Origin of the sequence: Epibacterium sp. Ofav1-8, from assembly GCF_022348185.1 — a bacterium.
GTDB lineage: Bacteria > Pseudomonadota > Alphaproteobacteria > Rhodobacterales > Rhodobacteraceae > Epibacterium.
In genome coordinates this window covers 45,377-64,136 of sequence record NZ_JAKRFD010000002.1, presented here as the reverse complement: position 1 = coordinate 64,136, position 18,760 = coordinate 45,377, and the positions used below count along the sequence as shown (strand labels likewise).

The 18,760-nt window shown below is 63.3% G+C and carries 15 protein-coding genes; 7 read left to right on the top strand and 8 right to left on the bottom strand.

Features of this window, described 5'->3' with window-relative positions:
* Positions 1 to 10 precede the first annotated feature (10 nt).
* Genes MHM97_RS03100 through MHM97_RS03090 form a run of 3 tightly spaced genes read left to right on the top strand, consistent with a single transcriptional unit; the run spans position 11 to position 3,905 of the window.
* Positions 11 to 1,222 (top strand): acetyl-CoA C-acetyltransferase, encoded by a 1,212-nt coding sequence (locus MHM97_RS03100; protein WP_239319351.1) that lies wholly within the window; start codon positions 11 to 13, stop codon positions 1,220 to 1,222.
* Entirely contained in the window at positions 1,222 to 1,707 is a 486-nt protein-coding gene (locus MHM97_RS03095) for a cupin domain-containing protein (RefSeq protein WP_239319349.1), read from the top strand. The genes MHM97_RS03100 and MHM97_RS03095 overlap by 1 nt, the downstream gene beginning before the upstream one ends.
* Positions 1,704 to 3,905: a 3-hydroxyacyl-CoA dehydrogenase NAD-binding domain-containing protein gene (locus MHM97_RS03090; RefSeq protein WP_239319346.1), complete on the top strand. Its 2,202-nt coding sequence runs from the start codon at positions 1,704 to 1,706 to the stop codon at positions 3,903 to 3,905. Before MHM97_RS03095 ends, MHM97_RS03090 begins: the two co-directional genes overlap by 4 nt.
* Before the next feature lie 222 nt (positions 3,906 to 4,127).
* On the opposite strand, the gene MHM97_RS03085 is transcribed toward MHM97_RS03090, so the two are convergent.
* Positions 4,128 to 4,820 carry a Hint domain-containing protein gene (locus MHM97_RS03085; protein ID WP_239319343.1) on the bottom strand — a complete coding sequence of 231 codons (693 nt, stop codon included), beginning with the start codon at positions 4,818 to 4,820 and terminating at the stop codon, positions 4,128 to 4,130.
* A 127-nt stretch (positions 4,821 to 4,947) separates the two neighbouring features.
* On the bottom strand, positions 4,948 to 5,613 hold the full coding sequence (locus tag MHM97_RS03080) for a sulfotransferase family 2 domain-containing protein (protein ID WP_239319340.1): 666 nt from the start codon (positions 5,611 to 5,613) through the stop codon (positions 4,948 to 4,950).
* Positions 5,614 to 5,772: 159 nt separating this feature from the next.
* On the opposite strand from MHM97_RS03080, the gene MHM97_RS03075 reads away from it, so the two are divergent.
* The 3 genes from MHM97_RS03075 to MHM97_RS03070 all read left to right on the top strand — a co-directional run bounded on the left by MHM97_RS03075 (position 5,773) and on the right by MHM97_RS03070 (position 9,511).
* On the top strand, positions 5,773 to 7,404 hold the full coding sequence (locus MHM97_RS03075; RefSeq protein ID WP_239319337.1) for an AMP-binding protein: 1,632 nt from the start codon (positions 5,773 to 5,775) through the stop codon (positions 7,402 to 7,404).
* A gap of 114 nt (positions 7,405 to 7,518) precedes the next feature.
* Positions 7,519 to 8,160, top strand: coding sequence for a DUF3885 domain-containing protein (locus tag MHM97_RS22970; protein ID WP_441316269.1), 642 nt, complete (start codon positions 7,519 to 7,521; stop codon positions 8,158 to 8,160).
* A 340-nt stretch (positions 8,161 to 8,500) separates the two neighbouring features.
* Positions 8,501 to 9,511: a hypothetical protein gene (locus MHM97_RS03070; RefSeq protein ID WP_239319334.1), complete on the top strand. Its 1,011-nt coding sequence runs from the start codon at positions 8,501 to 8,503 to the stop codon at positions 9,509 to 9,511.
* A gap of 127 nt (positions 9,512 to 9,638) precedes the next feature.
* Here the strand turns inward: MHM97_RS03070 and MHM97_RS03065 are convergent, their stop codons facing one another.
* The 6 genes from MHM97_RS03065 to MHM97_RS03040 form a co-directional block, all read right to left on the bottom strand.
* Entirely contained in the window at positions 9,639 to 10,877 is a 1,239-nt protein-coding gene (locus MHM97_RS03065) for an SPOR domain-containing protein (RefSeq protein ID WP_239319331.1), read from the bottom strand.
* A gap of 198 nt (positions 10,878 to 11,075) precedes the next feature.
* Positions 11,076 to 11,708, bottom strand: coding sequence for a uracil phosphoribosyltransferase (upp, locus tag MHM97_RS03060; RefSeq protein ID WP_239319328.1), 633 nt, complete (start codon positions 11,706 to 11,708; stop codon positions 11,076 to 11,078).
* 83 nt (positions 11,709 to 11,791) lie between these two features.
* Positions 11,792 to 13,009 carry a phosphopentomutase gene (locus tag MHM97_RS03055; protein ID WP_239319325.1) on the bottom strand — a complete coding sequence of 406 codons (1,218 nt, stop codon included), beginning with the start codon at positions 13,007 to 13,009 and terminating at the stop codon, positions 11,792 to 11,794.
* Positions 13,009 to 14,313, bottom strand: coding sequence for a thymidine phosphorylase (locus MHM97_RS03050; protein WP_239319322.1), 1,305 nt, complete (start codon positions 14,311 to 14,313; stop codon positions 13,009 to 13,011). The genes MHM97_RS03055 and MHM97_RS03050 overlap by 1 nt, the downstream gene beginning before the upstream one ends.
* A 5-nt stretch (positions 14,314 to 14,318) precedes the next feature.
* Positions 14,319 to 14,735: a cytidine deaminase gene (locus tag MHM97_RS03045; protein WP_239319320.1), complete on the bottom strand. Its 417-nt coding sequence runs from the start codon at positions 14,733 to 14,735 to the stop codon at positions 14,319 to 14,321.
* Between the two features lie 140 nt (positions 14,736 to 14,875).
* Positions 14,876 to 15,991: a cupin domain-containing protein gene (locus MHM97_RS03040; RefSeq protein ID WP_239319318.1), complete on the bottom strand. Its 1,116-nt coding sequence runs from the start codon at positions 15,989 to 15,991 to the stop codon at positions 14,876 to 14,878.
* A 449-nt stretch (positions 15,992 to 16,440) separates the two neighbouring features.
* Between MHM97_RS03040 and MHM97_RS03035 the strand changes: the two genes are divergently transcribed.
* Positions 16,441 to 18,720, top strand: a complete 2,280-nt coding sequence (locus tag MHM97_RS03035; RefSeq protein ID WP_239319316.1) for an NADP-dependent malic enzyme — start codon at positions 16,441 to 16,443, stop codon at positions 18,718 to 18,720.
* Positions 18,721 to 18,760: the final 40 nt, after the last annotated feature.

Sequence of the window (18,760 nt, the reverse complement as noted above, 5' to 3'; positions counted from 1 at the left end):
GGAGACAACTATGACCGAAGCTTACATCTATGATGCCGTCCGCACCCCGCGCGGCAAGGGCCGCAAGGACGGCGCACTCCATGAGGTGACCTCCGTGCGCCTCTCTGCCCTGACCCTGAACGCGCTGAAAGAGCGCAACAACCTTGAAGGCCATGCGGTCGAGGATGTGATCTGGGGCAACGTCACGCAGGTGATGGAACAGGGCGGCTGTCTGGCGCGCTCTGCGGTGCTGGCCTCCGATCTGGATCAATCCATTCCGGGCCTTGCAATCAATCGCTTCTGCGCCTCTGGCATGGAAGCGGTGAACCTTGCTGCAAACCAGGTCAGGGGCGGTGCGGGTGATGGCTATATCGCCGGTGGCGTCGAGATGATGGGCCGTGTCGCCATGGGTTCGGACGGGGCGGCGATTGCCGTCGATCCGACACTGGCAATGGACAGCTATTTCGTGCCGCAAGGCATCTCGGCCGACATCATCGCCACCGAGTATGGGTTTACCCGCGAGCAGGCCGATGCGCTGGCGGTGGAATCCCAGCGCCGCGCCAAGGCCGCTTGGGATGACAACCGCTTTGCCAAATCCGTCATCACCGTGCGCGACCAGAACGGGCTTTCGATCCTGGATCACGACGAATACATCCGCCCCGGCACCGACATGCAGGCGCTTGGTGCGCTCAATGCCTCCTTCCAGATGATGGGCGAGGTGATGCCGGGCTTTGATGCGGTGGCAAAGCTGAAGTATCCGCATCTGGAGAAGATCAACCACATCCACCACGCGGGCAACTCCTCCGGAATCGTGGATGGATCCGCGGCAGTTCTGATCGGCAACAAGGAATTTGGCGAGCGCCATGGGCTGAAGCCGCGCGCCCGTATCAAGGCCACCGCCAAGATCGGCACCGACCCGACCATCATGCTGACCGGCCCAGTCCCCGTCACCGAAAAGATCCTCGCCGAGACCGGCATGAAGATTTCCGATCTGGATCTTTTTGAGGTCAACGAAGCCTTTGCCTCGGTGGTGCTGCGCTTCATGCAGGCGTTTGACGTGGACCCGGGGCTTGTGAACCCGAACGGCGGTTCGATCGCCATGGGACACCCGCTGGGCGCGACCGGCGCGATCATCATCGGCACGCTGCTGGACGAGCTGGAGCGGCAGGACAAGGAATGTGGCCTTGCCACGCTCTGCATCGCCTCGGGCATGGGGGCCGCCACCATCATCGAGCGCGTCTGATGCCGAAACTGGACCTTTCCCAAATCCCTGCAAAGGGCGGCTCGACCTATCCCGGCAAGCTGGCCCAGAGCGTTGCGGGACGGACGGCACAGCGCCTGGGCGATGCCGCAGGGATCAGCCAATATGGTGTGAACCTCGTGCATCTGGAGCCCGGGGCGCTGTCCTCCCTGCGCCATTACCACATGGAACAGGACGAGTTCGTCATGGTCACCGCCGGCACGCTGGTGCTGGTGGATGACGCAGGCGAACATGACATGAACCCGGGCGATTGCGCCGCCTTCCCCAAGGGCGATGCAAACGGCCACCACCTTATCAACAAGAGCGACGCGCTGGCCTCCTTCCTCGTGATCGGCACACGGACCGAGACAGAGACGGGCTTCTACAGCGACCTCGACATGATGGTGAAGGTTGCCGATGGCGCTTTCACCTTCACCCGTAAAGACGGCAGCCCGCTGACGGCTGAGCAGATCGGAGACGACACATGAGTGATTTCACATATGACGTGGACGCAGACGGCATTGCCATCATCACCTGGGATGCAGTCGACAAGAGCATGAACGTGCTGACCCGCGAGGCCTTTGGCCTGGTGGAGGAGTATATCGACCGTGCGCTTGGCGATGACGCGGTCAAGGGCGTGGTGATCACCTCCGGCAAGAAAGACTTTGCCGGCGGCATGGATCTGAACGTGCTGGCCACCATTCGCGAGGAGTCTGGCGAAAACCCGGCTCAGGGCCTGTTTGATTTTACCATGAACGGCCACCGCATCCTGCGCAAGCTGGAGCGCGCCGGGATGGACGCCAAGACCAACAAGGGCGGCAAACCGATTGCCTGCGCCATCAATGGCACCTGTGCGGGCATCGGCACCGAAATTGCGCTGGCCTGTCATTACCGCAGCATGACCGACAACCCGAAGGCCAAGATCGGCCTGCCGGAGATCCTGCTGGGCATATTCCCCGGTGGCGGCGGTACCATCCGCTATTCGCGCATGGTGGGCGCGGTGAACGCCGCCCCCGTGCTTCTCGAAGGCAAGATGCTGGACCCCAAGAAGGCGAAATCCGCAAGCCTTGTGGATGAGGTTGCCGCCGACCCGCTGGAGGCGGCGCGTCAGTGGGTGCTCAATGCCAAGGACGCCGATATCGTCAAGCCGTGGGACCAGAAGGGCTATAAAATGCCCGGCGGCGCGCCTTATCATCCGGCTGGGTTCATGAACTATGTCGGCGCCTCTGCCATGGTGCATGGCAAGACCCAAGGTGCGTTCCCGGCGGCCAAGGCGCTGTTGTCGGCTGTCTATGAGGGCGCGTTGGTGGATTTCGACACCGCGCTGCGCATTGAGGCGCGCTGGTTTACCCATGTGCTGATGAACCCGTCGTCCTCAGCCATGATCCGGTCCCTGTTCATCAACAAACAGGCGCTGGAAAAAGGCGCGGTGCGTCCCAAGGGCATCGAGGATCAGACCGTCAAGAAGATCGGTGTGCTCGGCGCAGGCATGATGGGCGCAGGTATTGCGCTGGTCTCGGCGCAGGCTGGGATGGAGGTCGTATTGATCGACCGCGACCAGGACGCTGCCGACAAGGGCAAGGCCTATTCCGCCGCCTATATGGACAAGGGCATCAAGCGCGGCAAAGCCACGCCGGAGAAGAAAGAGGCGCTGCTGGCGCAGATCACGGCAACACCGGATCTGGACGCCCTCAAAGGCTGCGATCTGATCATCGAGGCGGTGTTCGAGGACCCGAAGGTCAAGGCCGAGATGACCAAGAAGGTCGAGGCGATCATCCCCGAAGACTGCATCTTTGCCTCCAACACCTCGACCCTGCCGATCACCAGCCTGGCCGAGGCCTCGGTCCGGCCCGAGCAGTTCATCGGCATTCACTTCTTCTCGCCGGTGGAGAAGATGTTCCTGGTGGAGATCATCAAAGGCGAGAAAACCGGGGATCGCGCGGTGGCCAAGGCGCTGGACTATGTCCGCCAGATCCGCAAGACGCCGATCGTGGTGAATGATGCGCGGTTCTTCTACTGCAACCGCTGCATCATCCCCTATATCAACGAGGGCGCGCGGATGATCACCGAAGGTGTCTCGCCGGTGCTGATCGACAATGCGGCGCGTCAACTGGGCTTCCCGGTGGGGCCGATCCAGCTCACCGATGAGACCTCGATCGATCTGGGCGCAAAGATCGCACGGGCCACCAAGGCGGCGATGGGCGATGCCTATCCCGAAAGCCCGGCGGATGATCTGATCTTCTGGATGGAAGATCAGGGTCGTCTGGGGCGCAAGGCCAATGCGGGCTTCTTTGATTATGATGACAAAGGTAAACGCGTTGAGTACTGGAAAGGCCTTGCGGAGAAATACCCGCAGGCGGCAGAGCAACCTGACCTGATCGAAGTGCAGGAACGGCTGATGTTTGCGCAGGTCCTGGAGGCCGTGAGGGCGCTGGAAGAAGGCGTGTTGATGGACATCCGCGAGGGGGATGTGGGCGCGGTTCTGGCCTGGGGTTTTGCGCCGTGGTCCGGTGGACCGCTCTCGTGGCTCGACATCATCGGCACCCCCTATGCGGCGGAACGCTGCGACCAGCTGGCACAGGCTTATGGCAACCGTTTTGCCTGCCCGCCGCTGCTGCGTGAGATGGCGGAGAAAGGCCAGACCTTCTATGGCCGTTTTGCGCCGGAAGAGGATCAGGCGGCCTGATCTCTGCGCACATATGATCTAAAACAGTCGCCCCTCACGGGGCGGCTTTTTTAGTTGTGCGAGGCTCTGCCTCGCGCTCCGAGATATTTGTGAAAAGATGAAGAACCGGGGTTCCTTGAGGCCCTGACAGTTCGCGCATGTGCCAAGATGACGAAGACCCGCCACCGAAAGGATCGGCTGGCGGGTCGTCTGCTCTGGAGGGGTGTGAGAGAGAGCGTGTGATCAGGCGAAGGTTGCGTATTGCGGCTCGCCGGTGCCGCCGGTGCCCGCCATCGCGCCGGAGGTCCAGAAGCTGTCCTCGGTGATCATGTCGATCACCAGTTCGCGGGCTTCGCCGGCGGAGAGAATGGTGTAGAGTTCCTCGGACTGGGCGGTCACGCAGTAGTGCATCAGGTCGTGATCTGCGGGGCAGAAGGCGAGAACGCCGGCCTCGATGTAAACCACCTCGTCCTCGTCAAAGGTCAGGAGGATGGTTTCCATGGTCACCTGCTGCGGTGCGCGGGTGATGCCGCGGTAGCCTTCGAGCGCGCAGGCGGGAACGACGGCAAAGGGATCGCCCAGGTTATCTTCGAGCAGGTCATGCTCCAGAAGAACGCCCTGCTCCGGCTTGACCCACATCGGGTTGCGGTTGCCGAGCGCATCGCGGGGAATATAGACCGGTGCCATTTCCTGAGCGGAGGCGGTGTCGCCCAGAACCAGAGTGCGGCGGGTGATCGATTTGATGGGGCGCATGCCGTGGTCGAAGGTCAGCACCTCGTCGCCGATGGACAGCGCCTGAACGGGGCGCCAACCGGTCGCGGTGGCAACCATGGTCCCGGCGAGAAAGCCGGCCTGACCGGTGGCCACCATCGGGAATTCGGTGGTGAACGCTTCTGCCATCGGGGAGGCATTCCGTTTTGCAAACCAATCCAGCATGTTCCTGTCCTTTCGACCTTTGAGTTGCTCCGGACCTCGGGGGCTCGAAGCTCCAATCGCCGTTCCGTGAATACGTTGTAGCAAACCGGGCGGGCCTGGGCGCGGTCTCTAACGGAGCCGCTCTGTCTCAAAGGGATAGGGGGGAATCGTTAAAAGAGTATTCAAATCGCTCCAATTCAGTAGCGCAGCAATCCTGAACGGCAGTAATCGCCTGTGTATCATAGTAAACGCGCCAGTCGGGATCACGCTGTGACCCGTTCACACGAGGCAGATCCAGTGCGAATCCCAAGTGATCGAACAAGGGTGCGGCATCTGTGGCGAAGGATTCGAGCCGTATATAAAGGCTGCAATGCTCATACCCGTCCGACTGCTGCATATATGAGGGCGCAGGCTGGGCCCTGAGCGCGCGCATCACCAAAGGGTCGGTGACAAAGCCGGAAAACGACCGCGATCTGGCCAGTGGCACCATTGGATGGTCAAACGTCTGTCCTTGCAGCCAGTGATAGAGGCTCACCACGCGATCAAAGGGATTGCGCACCAACGTGAAGGCAAACATCTGCCGCAGCTCCTCGCGGCTGGCGAGGCCTTCGATGTCGGCCAGGGTTGAGTGTTTCCACAATCGCCCTCGCGTCTGGGTGCCATGCAGGCGGCGGCGGCGTTTCACGGCCTTCGGCGTGTCGCCCAGCATCTCATCCCCGGCCATGGCGCGCGCCTCCAGCGCCAGCGCAAGCGCGGTGCCGCCGGTCTTGGGGATATGGATAAAGACGTAGTTGCGCCCGCGCGAAAGGATCATGCGCAGAGGCTAACCCATTACAGAGCATTGGGAAACATCGGAGCGCTTGGGGCGAAGCCAGTAGAAATACCGCCCAGGTACGCAATCTCTTTCAATTTTCAAATCTCCAGCGCAATATTCGGTCTCAGGCGCAAATCGGCAAGACCGGGAGGAGGAATCATGGGGTGGCTGGCAGATGAAACCGGGCTGGAGCGGACGGCGGCGAACTATGTGCCGCTGACGCCGCTCTCACACTTGCAGCGCGCGGCGCATGTCTTTGCCGAGGACACGGCCCTGGTCTACGGCCAAACCCGGCGCACCTACGCGCATTACTACGACCGCTGTACCCGGCTGGCGGCAGCGCTGGCCGGCATGGGGGTGACACCCGGCGATGTGGTTGCAACCTTGCTGCCGAATATCCCGGCACAGGCCGAGGCGCATTTTGGCGTGCCGGCCTGTGGTGCGGTGCTCAACACAATCAACATCCGGCTGGATGTGGATACCGTCGCCTATATCTTTGACCACGGAGAGGCCAAGGTGGCGCTGGTTGACAGTGAGTTTCTGGAACTGGCCGAGGCCGCCAAGGCGCGGATGCAGGGCGAGGGCCCGATCCTCATCGAGGTGCCCGATCCCGAGGCGAGTGTGCCCGCAAGCGGACGCCATGCCACCTATGATGAACTCCTCGCTGCGGCCCCTCATGATTTCGACTGGATCATGCCCGAGGACGAATGGGAAAGCCTTGCGCTCAACTACACCTCCGGCACCACCGGGCGGCCCAAGGGCGTGGTCTATCACCATCGCGGCGCCTATCTGATGACCATGGGAACGGTGATCTCGTGGCGGCTGCAAATGCGCCCGGTCTATCTGACCATCGTGCCGCTGTTTCACTGCAACGGCTGGAATCACACGTGGATGATGCCGGTGCTGGGCGGCACCGTGGTCTGCTGCCGCAACACAACCGCCGAGGCGATCTATGATGCCATCGCCGATGAGGGCGTGACCCATTTTGGTGGCGCGCCCATCGTGCTCAATATGATCGTCAACGCCAAGGACACGGAGCGGCGCGCCTTTGACCACACGGTCGAGGTCTTTACCGCAGGCGCGCCCCCTGCCCCGGCGACGCTGGAGAAGATCGAGCGTCTGGGGTTTCACGTCACACAGGTTTACGGTCTGACGGAAACCTACGGCCATGTCACCGAATGCCTCTGGAAAGGCGACAGCTGGAACACGCTCGACACCGCCGGGCGTGCCGCGATCAAGGCGCGTCAGGGCGTGGCCTTTCCGATGATGGAAGATGTCACCGTTCTGGACGAGACCCTGACGCAAGTCGCCAAGGACGGTCAGACGCAGGGACAGATCGTGATGCGCGGCAATTCGGTCATGAAAGGCTATCTGAAGAACCCGGAGGCCACCGCTGAGGCCTTTGCCGGCGGCTATTTCCACTCCGGCGACATCGCGGTGCAGCATCCCGATGGCTATATCCAGATCGCCGACCGGGCCAAGGACATCATCATTTCAGGCGGAGAGAATATCTCCTCCGTAGAGGTCGAAGGTGTGCTGATGGGCCACCCGGATGTGAACCTTGCTGCGGTGGTGGCAAAACCCGACGAAAAATGGGGCGAAGTGCCCTGTGCCTTTGTGGAGCTGAAAGAGGGCGCAGCGGTCGACGAAGCCGCCCTGATCGCCTTCGCCCGCCAGACGCTTGCCGGTTTCAAGACCCCGAAAGCGGTGGTTTTTGGGGAATTGCCCAAGACCTCGACCGGAAAGATCCAGAAGTTTGAACTGAGGAAACGCTTCGCCGGGGGGAGTTGAGGGCAACTTCCAGCCGCGAATTGGGGCCACTTTTGTGAAATGAGACTGGATGGCGAAGATCTGTCAGACCGGGCGTGAAGCTGCGATTGCTGGCATTCACCACGGCATTCATAGATGAAAGATACGCGGACATTGCTGCAGTTGGTACCTATGGGCTACCAAGCTGACATGCCGAATTCTACTACACCGCCCCCTCCAGCCGAATTCTCGCAAGTTTGGCGGCGATTATTCAGTGAGACTCCGCCGCTCGGGCACGTTTTGAGGTATGACTTTTCCGACTACTGGACGAGATTTCATGCGCTCCCAGAATCCAAGCGATATGCAGATGCCAACCATGACTGGGACACTGTTTTATCTAGGGCCAACACTCTTACAACCGAGTGTTTTGGAGATCATGCGCGCGTATGGGTGGTAACCGGTTATTTCGCTGACTTGATGCCTAAAGGCAATGGCTTACCGGTCCGCATGAGTATGACTAAGGCCATGAATTGGATCGACGAGAGCGAAGATCCTTCAGATCAATTCGAGATAACGTTCTTTGCGAAGGTACATGATTGGAAGCCAAGATCGCTGGACGGATTGTTTGGTGAAATTGCTAATGACCGAGAACGAGCAGTTCTATTCTCAGAGAACACACAAACTGTGCTCGCGCCGTATGGAGGAGGCTTCGATATAATAAGTCTGCTACCCGGAAAGATAAACGAGCTTGAAAGCAGGTATCGGACTTGGATGTCGGACAGATCGGACAGGCTCTAGGTCAATATAGGCTCAGACCCAAAAAGTCGCGACACGCAACACGAATAACAGATATCTCGTACATGGTCTCTATATCGCCAAGCTCAGACACCACCCCCCTCGCATCCGTGCCTGACACACCATCCCGCCCGTCTGCCTTCGCAGGTGCCCTCTGGTATGCTCGTCAACAGTCCAACGGCACGTCTTGCACGTCCACATCCGGCTCCTTTCCACCTCAACGCCCTCTCAACGCTTAGAAAAACACTCAAGCGCCGCCATTTGAGCCGCAAAGCGGTTTGCCGCCGATGCGGCTTGCATGTTAAATACCATCTAGAACAACAGGAGCAGGCAATCCCGGTCGATGACGGTACTCCGTGAATTTCAGCGGCTTGAGGCGGTGGGCATCTGGCGGCCTTCGCCGTCAGAGCAGCGGCGCGACGTGATTGTCTCGCTCGGGGATGCGACGCTCACCATTACCGATATGCAGGATCGCCCCCTCGCCCATTGGTCGCTGGCCGCGGTCGAGCGGGCCAATCCGGGCGCGTTTCCTGCCCTCTATCATCCCGATGGCGACCCCGGCGAGACGCTGGAACTGGCCGAGGATGAGGTCACCATGCGCGAGGCGATCGAGACGGTGCAGACCGCCATCGACCGCGCGCGCCCGCATCCCGGGCGGCTGCGGCTCTATGGCGGTCTTGGCATTCTGGCCTGTGTTGCCACGCTGCTGGCCTTTGGCCTGCCACAGACCATGCGCACGCAGACCCTCGCGGCGGTGTCGGACGTGCATCGCAAGGCCATTGGTCAGGCCCTTCTCGGGCGCATCGAGCGGGTCTCCGGGCAGGCCTGCTCCACGGCCGAGGCGGAACCGATCCTGAGAAAGCTCGCGGATCGCACCGATGTGCGCCGCGTGGTGGTGCTGCGCTCCGGTATTGCCGAAAGCCTGACCTTACCCGGCGGCATCGTGTTGATCCACCGCTCCTTTGTCGAAGACTACGAGGACCCGGCGGTGGCTGCCGGGGCAGTGCTGGTGGAACATGTGCGGGCTGATACGCGCGACCCGATGGCCGAGATCCTCGACATTGGCGGCATCGGCGCCACCTTCCGCCTGCTGACCACCGGCGAAATCCGGCGCGAGACCCTGGACCGCTATTCGGAGACCATGCTGGCCTCGCCGCGCCCCGGCGTCGATGTGGAGACCCTACTGGCGGAATTTGCCCGCGCGGCCATTCCCTCCACTCCCTATGCCTACGCCCGCGATGTCACCGGCGAAACCACGCTGGGACTGATCGAAGCCGATCCGATGGCCGGGCGGGAATTGGCGCCGGTGCTGAACGACCGGGATTGGGTGCAGTTGCAGAACATCTGCGGCTAGGCGCAGCCCCCGGCGCTGACGCGCCACAGCCCTTAAGCCCCCCGCATACGACATCCGCTTTGGCACCGAGGTTCCGCCCGGCGTGGGACAGCTAGGCAGCTCTGGTCGCCCTTGCGCCTGCGCGCGCCTATTTGCTGAGGCGCGCGCCGCTGAAGCCAGCCGCACGAATGCGGTGAAGCGCCTGCTGAGCTCCGACCGTGAAGGGACCGGCAAGCACCACCTTGTAGGTCTGCCCGTTCCGTTTCAGCGTGCCCAGCCGCATCTGCAATCCGGTGGCAGAGGCAAGATCCCGCGCCACGCGCCGGGCTTCGGCCGGATCCGACAGGGTTGCGGCACGCACGTAACGGCGCGCCACGGGAGCGGCCTCGGGCAAGGTTGCATCGGGAGCAGAGCGGCTCGAGATGGCGGACCCTGTCCCACCCCGGCGCGGCGGCACGATGCCATATTTCGCCTTCGCGTCCCACAGAACAAAGGGTGTCTTGTCCAGCGGTCGCTCGACCTGCCGACGGGGCAGCTCTTCGCTCCAGACCTGCGCCATCTGCGCATCGCCCTGCGGGGTCCGCACGCCCCGCTGGGCGTTCATGCGGTTGTCGGCGCGATCGGCAGGGGCGTAGCCGTCCGGGACCACCATGCGATCACTGAGAACCGTGGGACGTATGGTCTGCTCGGCGCGGTGGATGTTCAGGCGGTCATCTTCCCACACCACGCGATACCCCTCGGGCACCTGCAGCCCCTCGCTCTTGCGGCGTTCGAGATAGATATGAACCGGCAGGATGCGTGTGTTCGGCGTGATGCGGGACAAGGGATCGGCGGAGGCCGCGGCGGTCTGCGGGCGTGCGACGGGGACCACCGCAGGCCGGGTGCCGGATGTGGGCGCCCGGGGTGCGGAGACCGGGCGAGCGGGGCGCACCGGCGACAGGTTCACCGCCGTCTGCGCCGCAGAGGTGCTCTCGGCCGCACGTTGCGGTTTCACCACCGGCGTCACCGGCGCGACAGAGGTAGCTGCGGAGGCGGCGGGCGCGGAGGCCGCGTCGGATCCTGCTGCGGTTCCGGGCGCCAGTGAAATCACTTCGGGGGCGGGTGACGGGGGAACCTCCGCGGCGGGGCGGGCCCCGGCGATCTCTGTCGGCGTGGCACCGCAGAGTTGTTGTCGCGCCCGGTTCACCCGCGGAATCCACGCGACATTGCCGTCGACACCGGCACGGATAAACACACAGCCCTTGCTGTCCACGAACTGACGCCCCTCAAATGACGCCGGAGGGACCTCCGCAGGGCGCGCGATGGGCTGAATGGTCTGCGCGTAAAGACCCGCCCCACCTGAAACCGCCCAGATAAGGGATACTGCCGTAATTCTAGTTATTTTCATGGAACTGCCCCACAATATATGGCGGCAGGATGCCTGAAAAGCCCCGCTGAGTAAAGGAAATGCTGGCAACAATATGGCAGGTTCCGGCAGATCGTCGCCACAACCTGGCGCTCAGATCCGGCAGGCCCGCTCGGGCCCCGGGTCAGGCGCGCGCGGGCGGTGCCGAGCTGGCCCTGCGCGCGCCCTGCAGGTCGGGCGTTACTTGGTCCCGAACATACGATCCCCGGCGTCCCCCAGACCGGGCAGGATATAGCCCTTCTCGTTCAGCTGGCGGTCCAGCGAGGCGGTGATGATCTTCACATCCGGATGCGCCTCTTTCATGCGGGCCACCCCTTCGGGCGAGGCCAGCAGGCAAAGGAAGCGGATATTGTTCGCCCCCGCCTTCTTCAACAGATCGATCGCCGCGACAGAGGAATTGCCGGTGGCCAGCATCGGATCCACCGCGATCACCATCCGGTCAGAGATCTGTTGCGGCACCTTGAAGTAGTATTGCACCGGCTCCAGCGTCTCTTCATCCCGGTACATGCCGACAAACCCGACCCGCGCCGAGGGCACCAGTTCCAGCACCCCGTCGAGCATGCCGTTGCCTGCGCGCAGGATCGACACCAGCGCCAGTTTCTTGCCCGCCAGGATCGGCGCTTCCATCTCTTCCATCGGGGTTTCGATGGTGGTGGTGGTCAGGGGCAGTTCGCGGGTGACCTCATAGGCCAGCAGCTGGGTCAGTTCGCGCAGCAACTGGCGGAATTCCGAAGTGGATGTGGCCTTGTCGCGCATGATGGTCAGCTTGTGCTGCACCAGCGGGTGGTCAACGACGGTCAGGTGGTCACTCATCGGGCGCTCTCCATTTTGCTTTTGGTTCTCTTAAGCGCCGCACCCGGGGGCAGGCAAGGCGTTTTCCGGCGCATGCCGGTGGTTCATGCGGGCAGAAAGCTCCGCCCGGGCCCCTGTGCTGGGACCCCCAGATGGGCGGCAACAGAGGCTGCGACATCGGCAAAGCGGATGCTGCCGATACTGCCTGTGCCCGCCCCTGCGATCAGCACCGGCACCTGCTCGCGGGTATGGTCGGAGCCCGGCCAGCTTGGATCGTTGCCGTGATCGGCGGTCAGGATCAGCAGGTCCCCGTCGCGCAGCTCCTCCAGGACGCGGGCGATTTCGCCATCAAACCACTCCAGCGCGCGGGCATAGCCCGCAATGTCACGCCGGTGCCCGAAATGGCTGTCGAATTCGACAAAATTGGCAAAGGTCAGGCTGCCCTCTTCGGCGCTGTTCACCGCCGCACGGAGATGGTTCATCAGCTCCGCATCAGTGCCCTTGGCCAGAGTATCTATGCCCTGCATGGAGAAGATGTCGCCGATCTTGCCGATCCCGTGCACACGGCCACCGCCGGCCTGCACCCAATCCGTCAGGATCGGTGCCGGTGGCGTGATCGCAAAATCGCGCCGGTTGGCGGTGCGGGTGAACCCGGTCTCTGCCGTACCGACAAAGGGCCGCGCAATCACGCGACCGACCTTCATCCGGTGCAGGAAGGGCGCCACCTCGGCACAGAGTGCCAGCAGCCGGTCGAGGCCAAAACTCTCCTCATGCGCGGCGATCTGAAAGACGCTGTCGGCAGAGGTATAGCAGATCGGCAGGCCGCTGCGCATATGGGCCTCGCCCAGCTTTGCAATGATCTCGGTGCCGGAGGCATGACAATTGCCCAGCACGCCCGTGGTGCCCGCCGCCTGCGCCACATGCGCAACCAGATCGGCGTCAAAGGCATCGCCGTCCTCGGGGAAGTAATGCCAGGCCCAGGGCACCGGCAGCCCCGCCAGCTCCCAATGCCCCGAGGGGGTGTCCTTGCCGGTGCTGATCTCGCGGGCAGCACCCCAGAGCCCCGCTGGCTCCGCCTCCAGCCCGGGTGCGGGCTGGGCCGTGGCAAGACGCAGCGCCGCGCCCAACCCCAGCCGATCCAGCGTCGGGACCTGGAGCGGGCCGCTGCGCCCTTCCTCGGCGCGCCCTGCCGCACAGGCCTGAGCGATATGCGCCACGGTATTGGCGCCCAGATCGGGCAGATCCTTGTTGAAATAGGCGCCGGCGTCCGGCGCACCGCCGATCCCGACCGAATCCATGACCACCAGGAAAGCGCGCGCCATCAGGAGATCCTTTCATGCAACAGCGGCGGCAGATCGGGGGCCGCAGGCGCAACGGTCACCGCCGCCCGCAGGGCCGACGCCGCCTGTTGCGCATCCTCGGCGCGGGCGGCATGGATGCGGGCGATCACATCACCCGGGGCGACGGTACTCCCCAGGGGCAGCAGATCCGCGATGCCCACCGCCGGGTCGACACGGTCGCTCTCCACCATGCGCCCACCACCGAGCCGCACCACCGCCAGCCCGAGCGCCTCGCCGTCGATCGCCGCAATCTGCCCGGGTGTCTGCGCCGTCACTTCGTGAATAACCGGGGCCTCCGGCAACAGCTGCGCCCAGTCGTCGGCAAACCCGACCGGCCCGCCCTGGGCCGCCACCATCCGGGCAAAGCGTTCCGCCGCGCGCCCGTCGGCAAGTACCGCCGCGATCTGCGCTTCTCCGGCCGTGGCACTGTCGGCAAGCCCCGCCTGATGCAACAGGGCGCCCCCCAGCGCCACGGTGATGTCGATGATTGCTCCGCCGCTTTGCCCGGTCAGCGCCCGCATCACCTCCGCGACTTCCAGCGCATTGCCAAGCGCGGGCACCAGCGGCTGGTTCATATCGGTGATCAGCGCCTGCGTCGGACAGCCCGCAGCCTTGGCCGTCTCCACCAGAGAGACCGCCAGGGCACGGGCCTCCTCGACCGTTTTCATAAACGCGCCGGAGCCGATCTTCACATCCAGCACCAGCGCCTGCGGGCTGGCCGCCAGTTTCTTCGACAGGATCGACGCCGTGATCAGGTCCAGGCTCTCGACCGTCGCCGTCACATCCCGCACCGCATAGAGCCGTTTGTCCGCAGGGGCGATACGTGCGGTCGCCCCGACGATCGCGCAGCCGACATCCCCCACGATCTTGGCAAGTCGATCCTGCGGCACCTGGGTGGACAGGCCGGGAATGGCCTCCAGCTTGTCCAGCGTACCGCCGGTATGCCCCAGGCCCCGGCCCGAGATCATCGGCACAAAGGCCCCGCATTCCGCCAGGGCCGGCGCCAGCAGCAGCGAGACACAATCGCCGACCCCGCCGGTGGAATGCTTGTCCACCACCGGTCCCGGCAAATCCCAATGCAGCACATCACCGCTGTCGCGCATGGCCAATGTCAGGGCCGAACGCGCCTCGGCCGGCAGGCCGGTCAGGCAGATGGCCATGGCAAAGGCGCCCGCCTGCGCATCACTCACCGCGCCTCCGGCCAGCCCCTCGGCAAACCAAGACAGCTCCGGCGCGGTGGGCACCTGGCGCTGGCGCAGCTTGGCGATGACAGATCGTGCATCCATCGCTCTCAGCTCCGTTCCATGTGGCCCGCGTCAAAGGCACCGGGCAGCAAGGCCCCGATGGTGGTCTCCATCTCCGTGCCATCGGTCGTGGCCAGCGTGACCGGAACATCGGCGGCGCCGAATTCCTTCAGTTTCTGGCGACAACCGCCACAGGGCGGCACCGGGCTGGGACAATCGGCGATGACATAAGCCTCCACCAGTTCGGTCTCGCCCGCCGCAACCATGGCGGCAATGGCGCCCGCTTCGGCACAGGTGCCTTCGGGGTAGGCAACATTCTCGACGTTGCAGCCCACATAGACGGTACCGGATGCGGCCCGGATCGCCGCGCCGACCTTGAAATTCGAATAGGGTGCATGGGCATTCTCACGCACCGCAGCCGCAGACGACCGCAAAGAGCTGGTGGATTTTTCGACGTGAGACATGGCTGCACTCCCAGTTGCGACACCGGCGCCAAGGTGCTCTTGCGGCGGTGTTCCGGATTGATGACGGAGCCGGCAGGGCGGCCCCGCAGATATCTGTTCTTATTTTAACCAAATGGTCAAATAGGATCTGCCGGCGAAGGTCAAGCCCGCTGCGGCTCCGCATCCTGCTCCAGCGTGGTGTCGAACTGCCCGGGCAAGGTGACCTCCAGGATCTCCAGATCCGCCGAGGCGGCACTGAGCCGGGTCTTCATATGCGGCGGGATCACAAACGCATCGCCCTGTTCCAGATCATAGGGCGCTCGGCCCTCTCCTTCCAGCGTCACCGTGCCCGCCATCACAAAGGCAAAGTGAATATCGGTATCATGCGCCGCCCAGGGGCTGGTGCCCCCATCGGGAGCCGGACGCACCACCTGCACCCCGGCAACGCCCTTGGTGTTCTCGGCAATGGTGGTGTCACGGCACAGAAACCCCGGCAGTCGGAACGCCTGCCACGCCGCGCCCTCGGCTGTGTTATAGACAAAGCGCTGCCCGTCCCATTCCCGCTCCGGCCGGTAATGCGGCGTCGGCAGGCGCATATCGTGGTCGATCTCGGTGACATGCTCCGCAGGCACGCCGATCTCGATCACCTGAACGTTGTCGCTGGCTTCCAGAACCCGGTGACGAATCTCCGGCGGCTGGATAAAGCAGTCCCCGGCGGTGAGCCGCATCTTGTCGCCCTGATCCTCGTAGACCACATCGACCCAACCGTGGATGCAGAAAATCAGCTGAAACCCGACCTTGTGAAAATGCACCATATCCGGCACCGGGCCGCCGTCCGGAATGCGGATATGGCTGGCAATGATCGAGCCTCCGAGCCGATCCGGCACCAGGTCGCGATACTGCATGCCCGCGCGTCCGATGATCCACGGAGCCTGGTCCTTCAGCCGTCGCACGACAAAACTGTGCACGGTTGCGGGCATCACCAGAGGCGGATTGCGCGCGTCGATCAGAACCCGCGTCCCATTCGGCGCAGCCAGATCGCGCTGCCCCGCGGCAAAGCCATCGGGATCATCGGTCAGGATCCGGATGACCCCGGGCGCGGTCTGTGCATCCCGGTCGATCCGCACCCGCAACCCATGGCCGGAAAATACCCCCACGCGCGGGTCGTCCGCCGGGTAGATCATGTCGAGCTTCATTCCCAGAACCTTGGTATAAAAGGGAATATCATCCCTTAACTCGGATGTGGGCAGCAGGATCTCGGCGACCGTGTCGGCCATGGTGCACTCCCTTGAGGCTGGTGATATCGTGATGTGTCGCCACCCTGCGCGCTCCCCGTACGGTATTCAAGGGCGAAGGCCAGCAGATCCTCGCCTCACCGGCATTCGCGCTTCATTGCGGATGGGCTCTGTAGCCCGCAGCGTTTCATGCCCCCCGCCTCCCCTGCCCGGCGGTCTTTACGCGTGATCCGGTCGCGTCGCGCGCCACCGCCCGCAGCGCGCCTTGCGCGCTGCGGGCGCGGCCCAACGCCGCCAGCGGGTCACGCCGCAGGCGCTGGCCCGCGCGGGGGCGGGAGCGCCCCCCTTCCCCCGACATGGCGTCGCTTCGGACGGGTCGGCCAGGCCCGTTCAGCGCTTCTCTGCCGCTGCCCACAAAGGCGCGGAAAGCCTGTTTCCCTGAGCCTCAAGATAGTTTAACACTAAACTATCACCATCAGGAGCGCCTATTCATGACCGACAAGACTTCGGAATCCCTGCGCGACGCGGCCCTGCGTTATCACGAGTTCCCGCGTCCCGGTAAACTGGAAATCCGCGCCACCAAGCCGCTGGCCACTGGCAATGACCTTGCCCGCGCCTACTCCCCCGGCGTGGCCGAGGCCTGCGTCGAGATCAAGGAGGATGAGGTCAACGCCGCGCGCTACACCGCCCGCGGCAATCTGGTTGCGGTGGTCTCCAACGGCTCTGCGGTTCTGGGCCTTGGCAATATCGGCGCGCTGGCCTCCAAACCGGTGATGGAGGGCAAGGCGGTCCTCTTCAAGAATTTCGCCAATATCGACTGTTTCGATATCGAGGTGAACGAGAGCGATCCGGAAAAACTGGCTGATATCGTCTGTGCACTGGAACCGACCTTTGGCGCGGTGAACCTTGAAGACATCAAGGCACCGGATTGTTTTATCGTCGAAAAACTCTGCCGCGAGCGGATGAACATCCCCGTGTTTCACGACGACCAGCACGGCACTGCGATTGTTGTGGGTGCTGCTGCAAAAAACGCGCTGCATGTAGCCGGCAAGAAGTTTGAAGACATCAAGATCGTCTCAACCGGTGGCGGCGCGGCAGGGATTGCCTGCCTCAATATGCTGCTCAAACTCGGCGTGAAGCGCGAAAACGTCTGGCTCTGCGACATTCACGGGCTGGTCCATGAGGGCCGCGAAGAGGACATGAACCCGCATAAGGCGGCCTTTGCACAAGCTTCTGACAAGCGCACGCTGGATGAGGTGATCGACGGCGCGGATCTGTTCCTCGGCCTTTCCGGCCCCAATGTGCTAAAGCCCGAAATGGTCGCAAAAATGGCCAAACGTCCGATCATTTTTGCGCTGGCAAATCCGACGCCCGAGATCATGCCGGATGTGGCGCGCAAGGTGGCACCGGACGCAATCATCGCCACCGGGCGCAGCGATTTCCCCAATCAGGTCAACAACGTGCTGTGCTTCCCGTTCATCTTCCGCGGCGCGCTGGATGTCGGTGCAACCGAGATCAACGACGAGATGCAGATCGCCTGTGTCGACGGCATCGCAGAGCTGGCGCGCACCACCACCTCGGCCGAAGCCGCCGCCGCCTATAAGGGCGAACAGCTGACATTTGGGGCCGATTACCTGATCCCCAAGCCCTTTGACCCGCGTCTGGTGGCCGTCGTGTCCTCCGCCGTGGCCAGTGCCGCCATGTCCAGCGGCGTGGCCAAGCGCCCGATGGAGGACCTCGGCGCCTATCGGGCAAAACTGAACCAGAGCGTGTTCAAATCCGCCCTTCTGATGAAACCGGTGTTCGAGGCCGCCCGCGCGGCCGCCCGCCGGATCGTCTTTGCCGAGGGCGAGGATGAGCGCGTGCTGCGGGCCGCGCAGGAGATCCTGCGCGAAACCACCGAAACCCCGATCCTGATCGGACGTCCCGAGGTGATCGAGAGTCGCGCCGAACGGCTTGGCCTGTCGATCCGGCCCGGACAGGACGTGCAGATCGTGAACCCGGAAAACGATCCGCGCTACCGCGACTATTGGACCAGCTATCACCGCATCATGCAGCGCCAGGGGGTGACCCCGGATCTCGCCAAGGCGATCCTGCGCACCAACACCACCGCCATCGGCGCCATCATGGTGCATCGCGGTGAGGCGGACAGCCTGATCTGCGGCACCTTTGGTGAATATCGCTGGCACCTGAACTACGTGCAGCAGATCCTGGGCGGCGGTTCCTATGCGCCGCATGGGGCGCTGTCGATGATGATCCTCGAAGACGGGCCACTGTTCATTGCCGACACCCAGGTGCGGATCGAACCGACCCCCGCAGAGATCGCAGAGACGGTGATCGGTGCCGCACGCCATGTGCGCCGCTTTGGCCTGACACCGCAGATCGCGCTCTGTTCACAAAGTCAGTTCGGCAACATCCAATGTGACACCGGTGCCCGCCTGCGCGCGGCGCTGGAAATCCTCGATGATAAGCGTCGCGACTTCGTCTATGAGGGCGAGATGAACATCGACACCGCACTCGACCCGGAGCTGCGCGCGCGGATCTTCCCCAATTCGCGTCTGGAAGGGGCCGCCAATGTGCTGGTCTTTGCCCATGCGGATGCGGCCTCTGGCGTGCGCAACATTCTGAAGATGCGCTCCGGCGGGCTGGAGGTCGGGCCGATCCTGATGGGCATGGGCAACCGCGCCCATATCGTGTCGCCCTCGATCACGGCGCGCGGCCTTTTGAACATGGCCGCCATCGCTGGCACCCCTGTGGCGCATTACGGCTAAGGCCGGACAGACAAGACCAAGACAGGCGGGCCATCTCGAA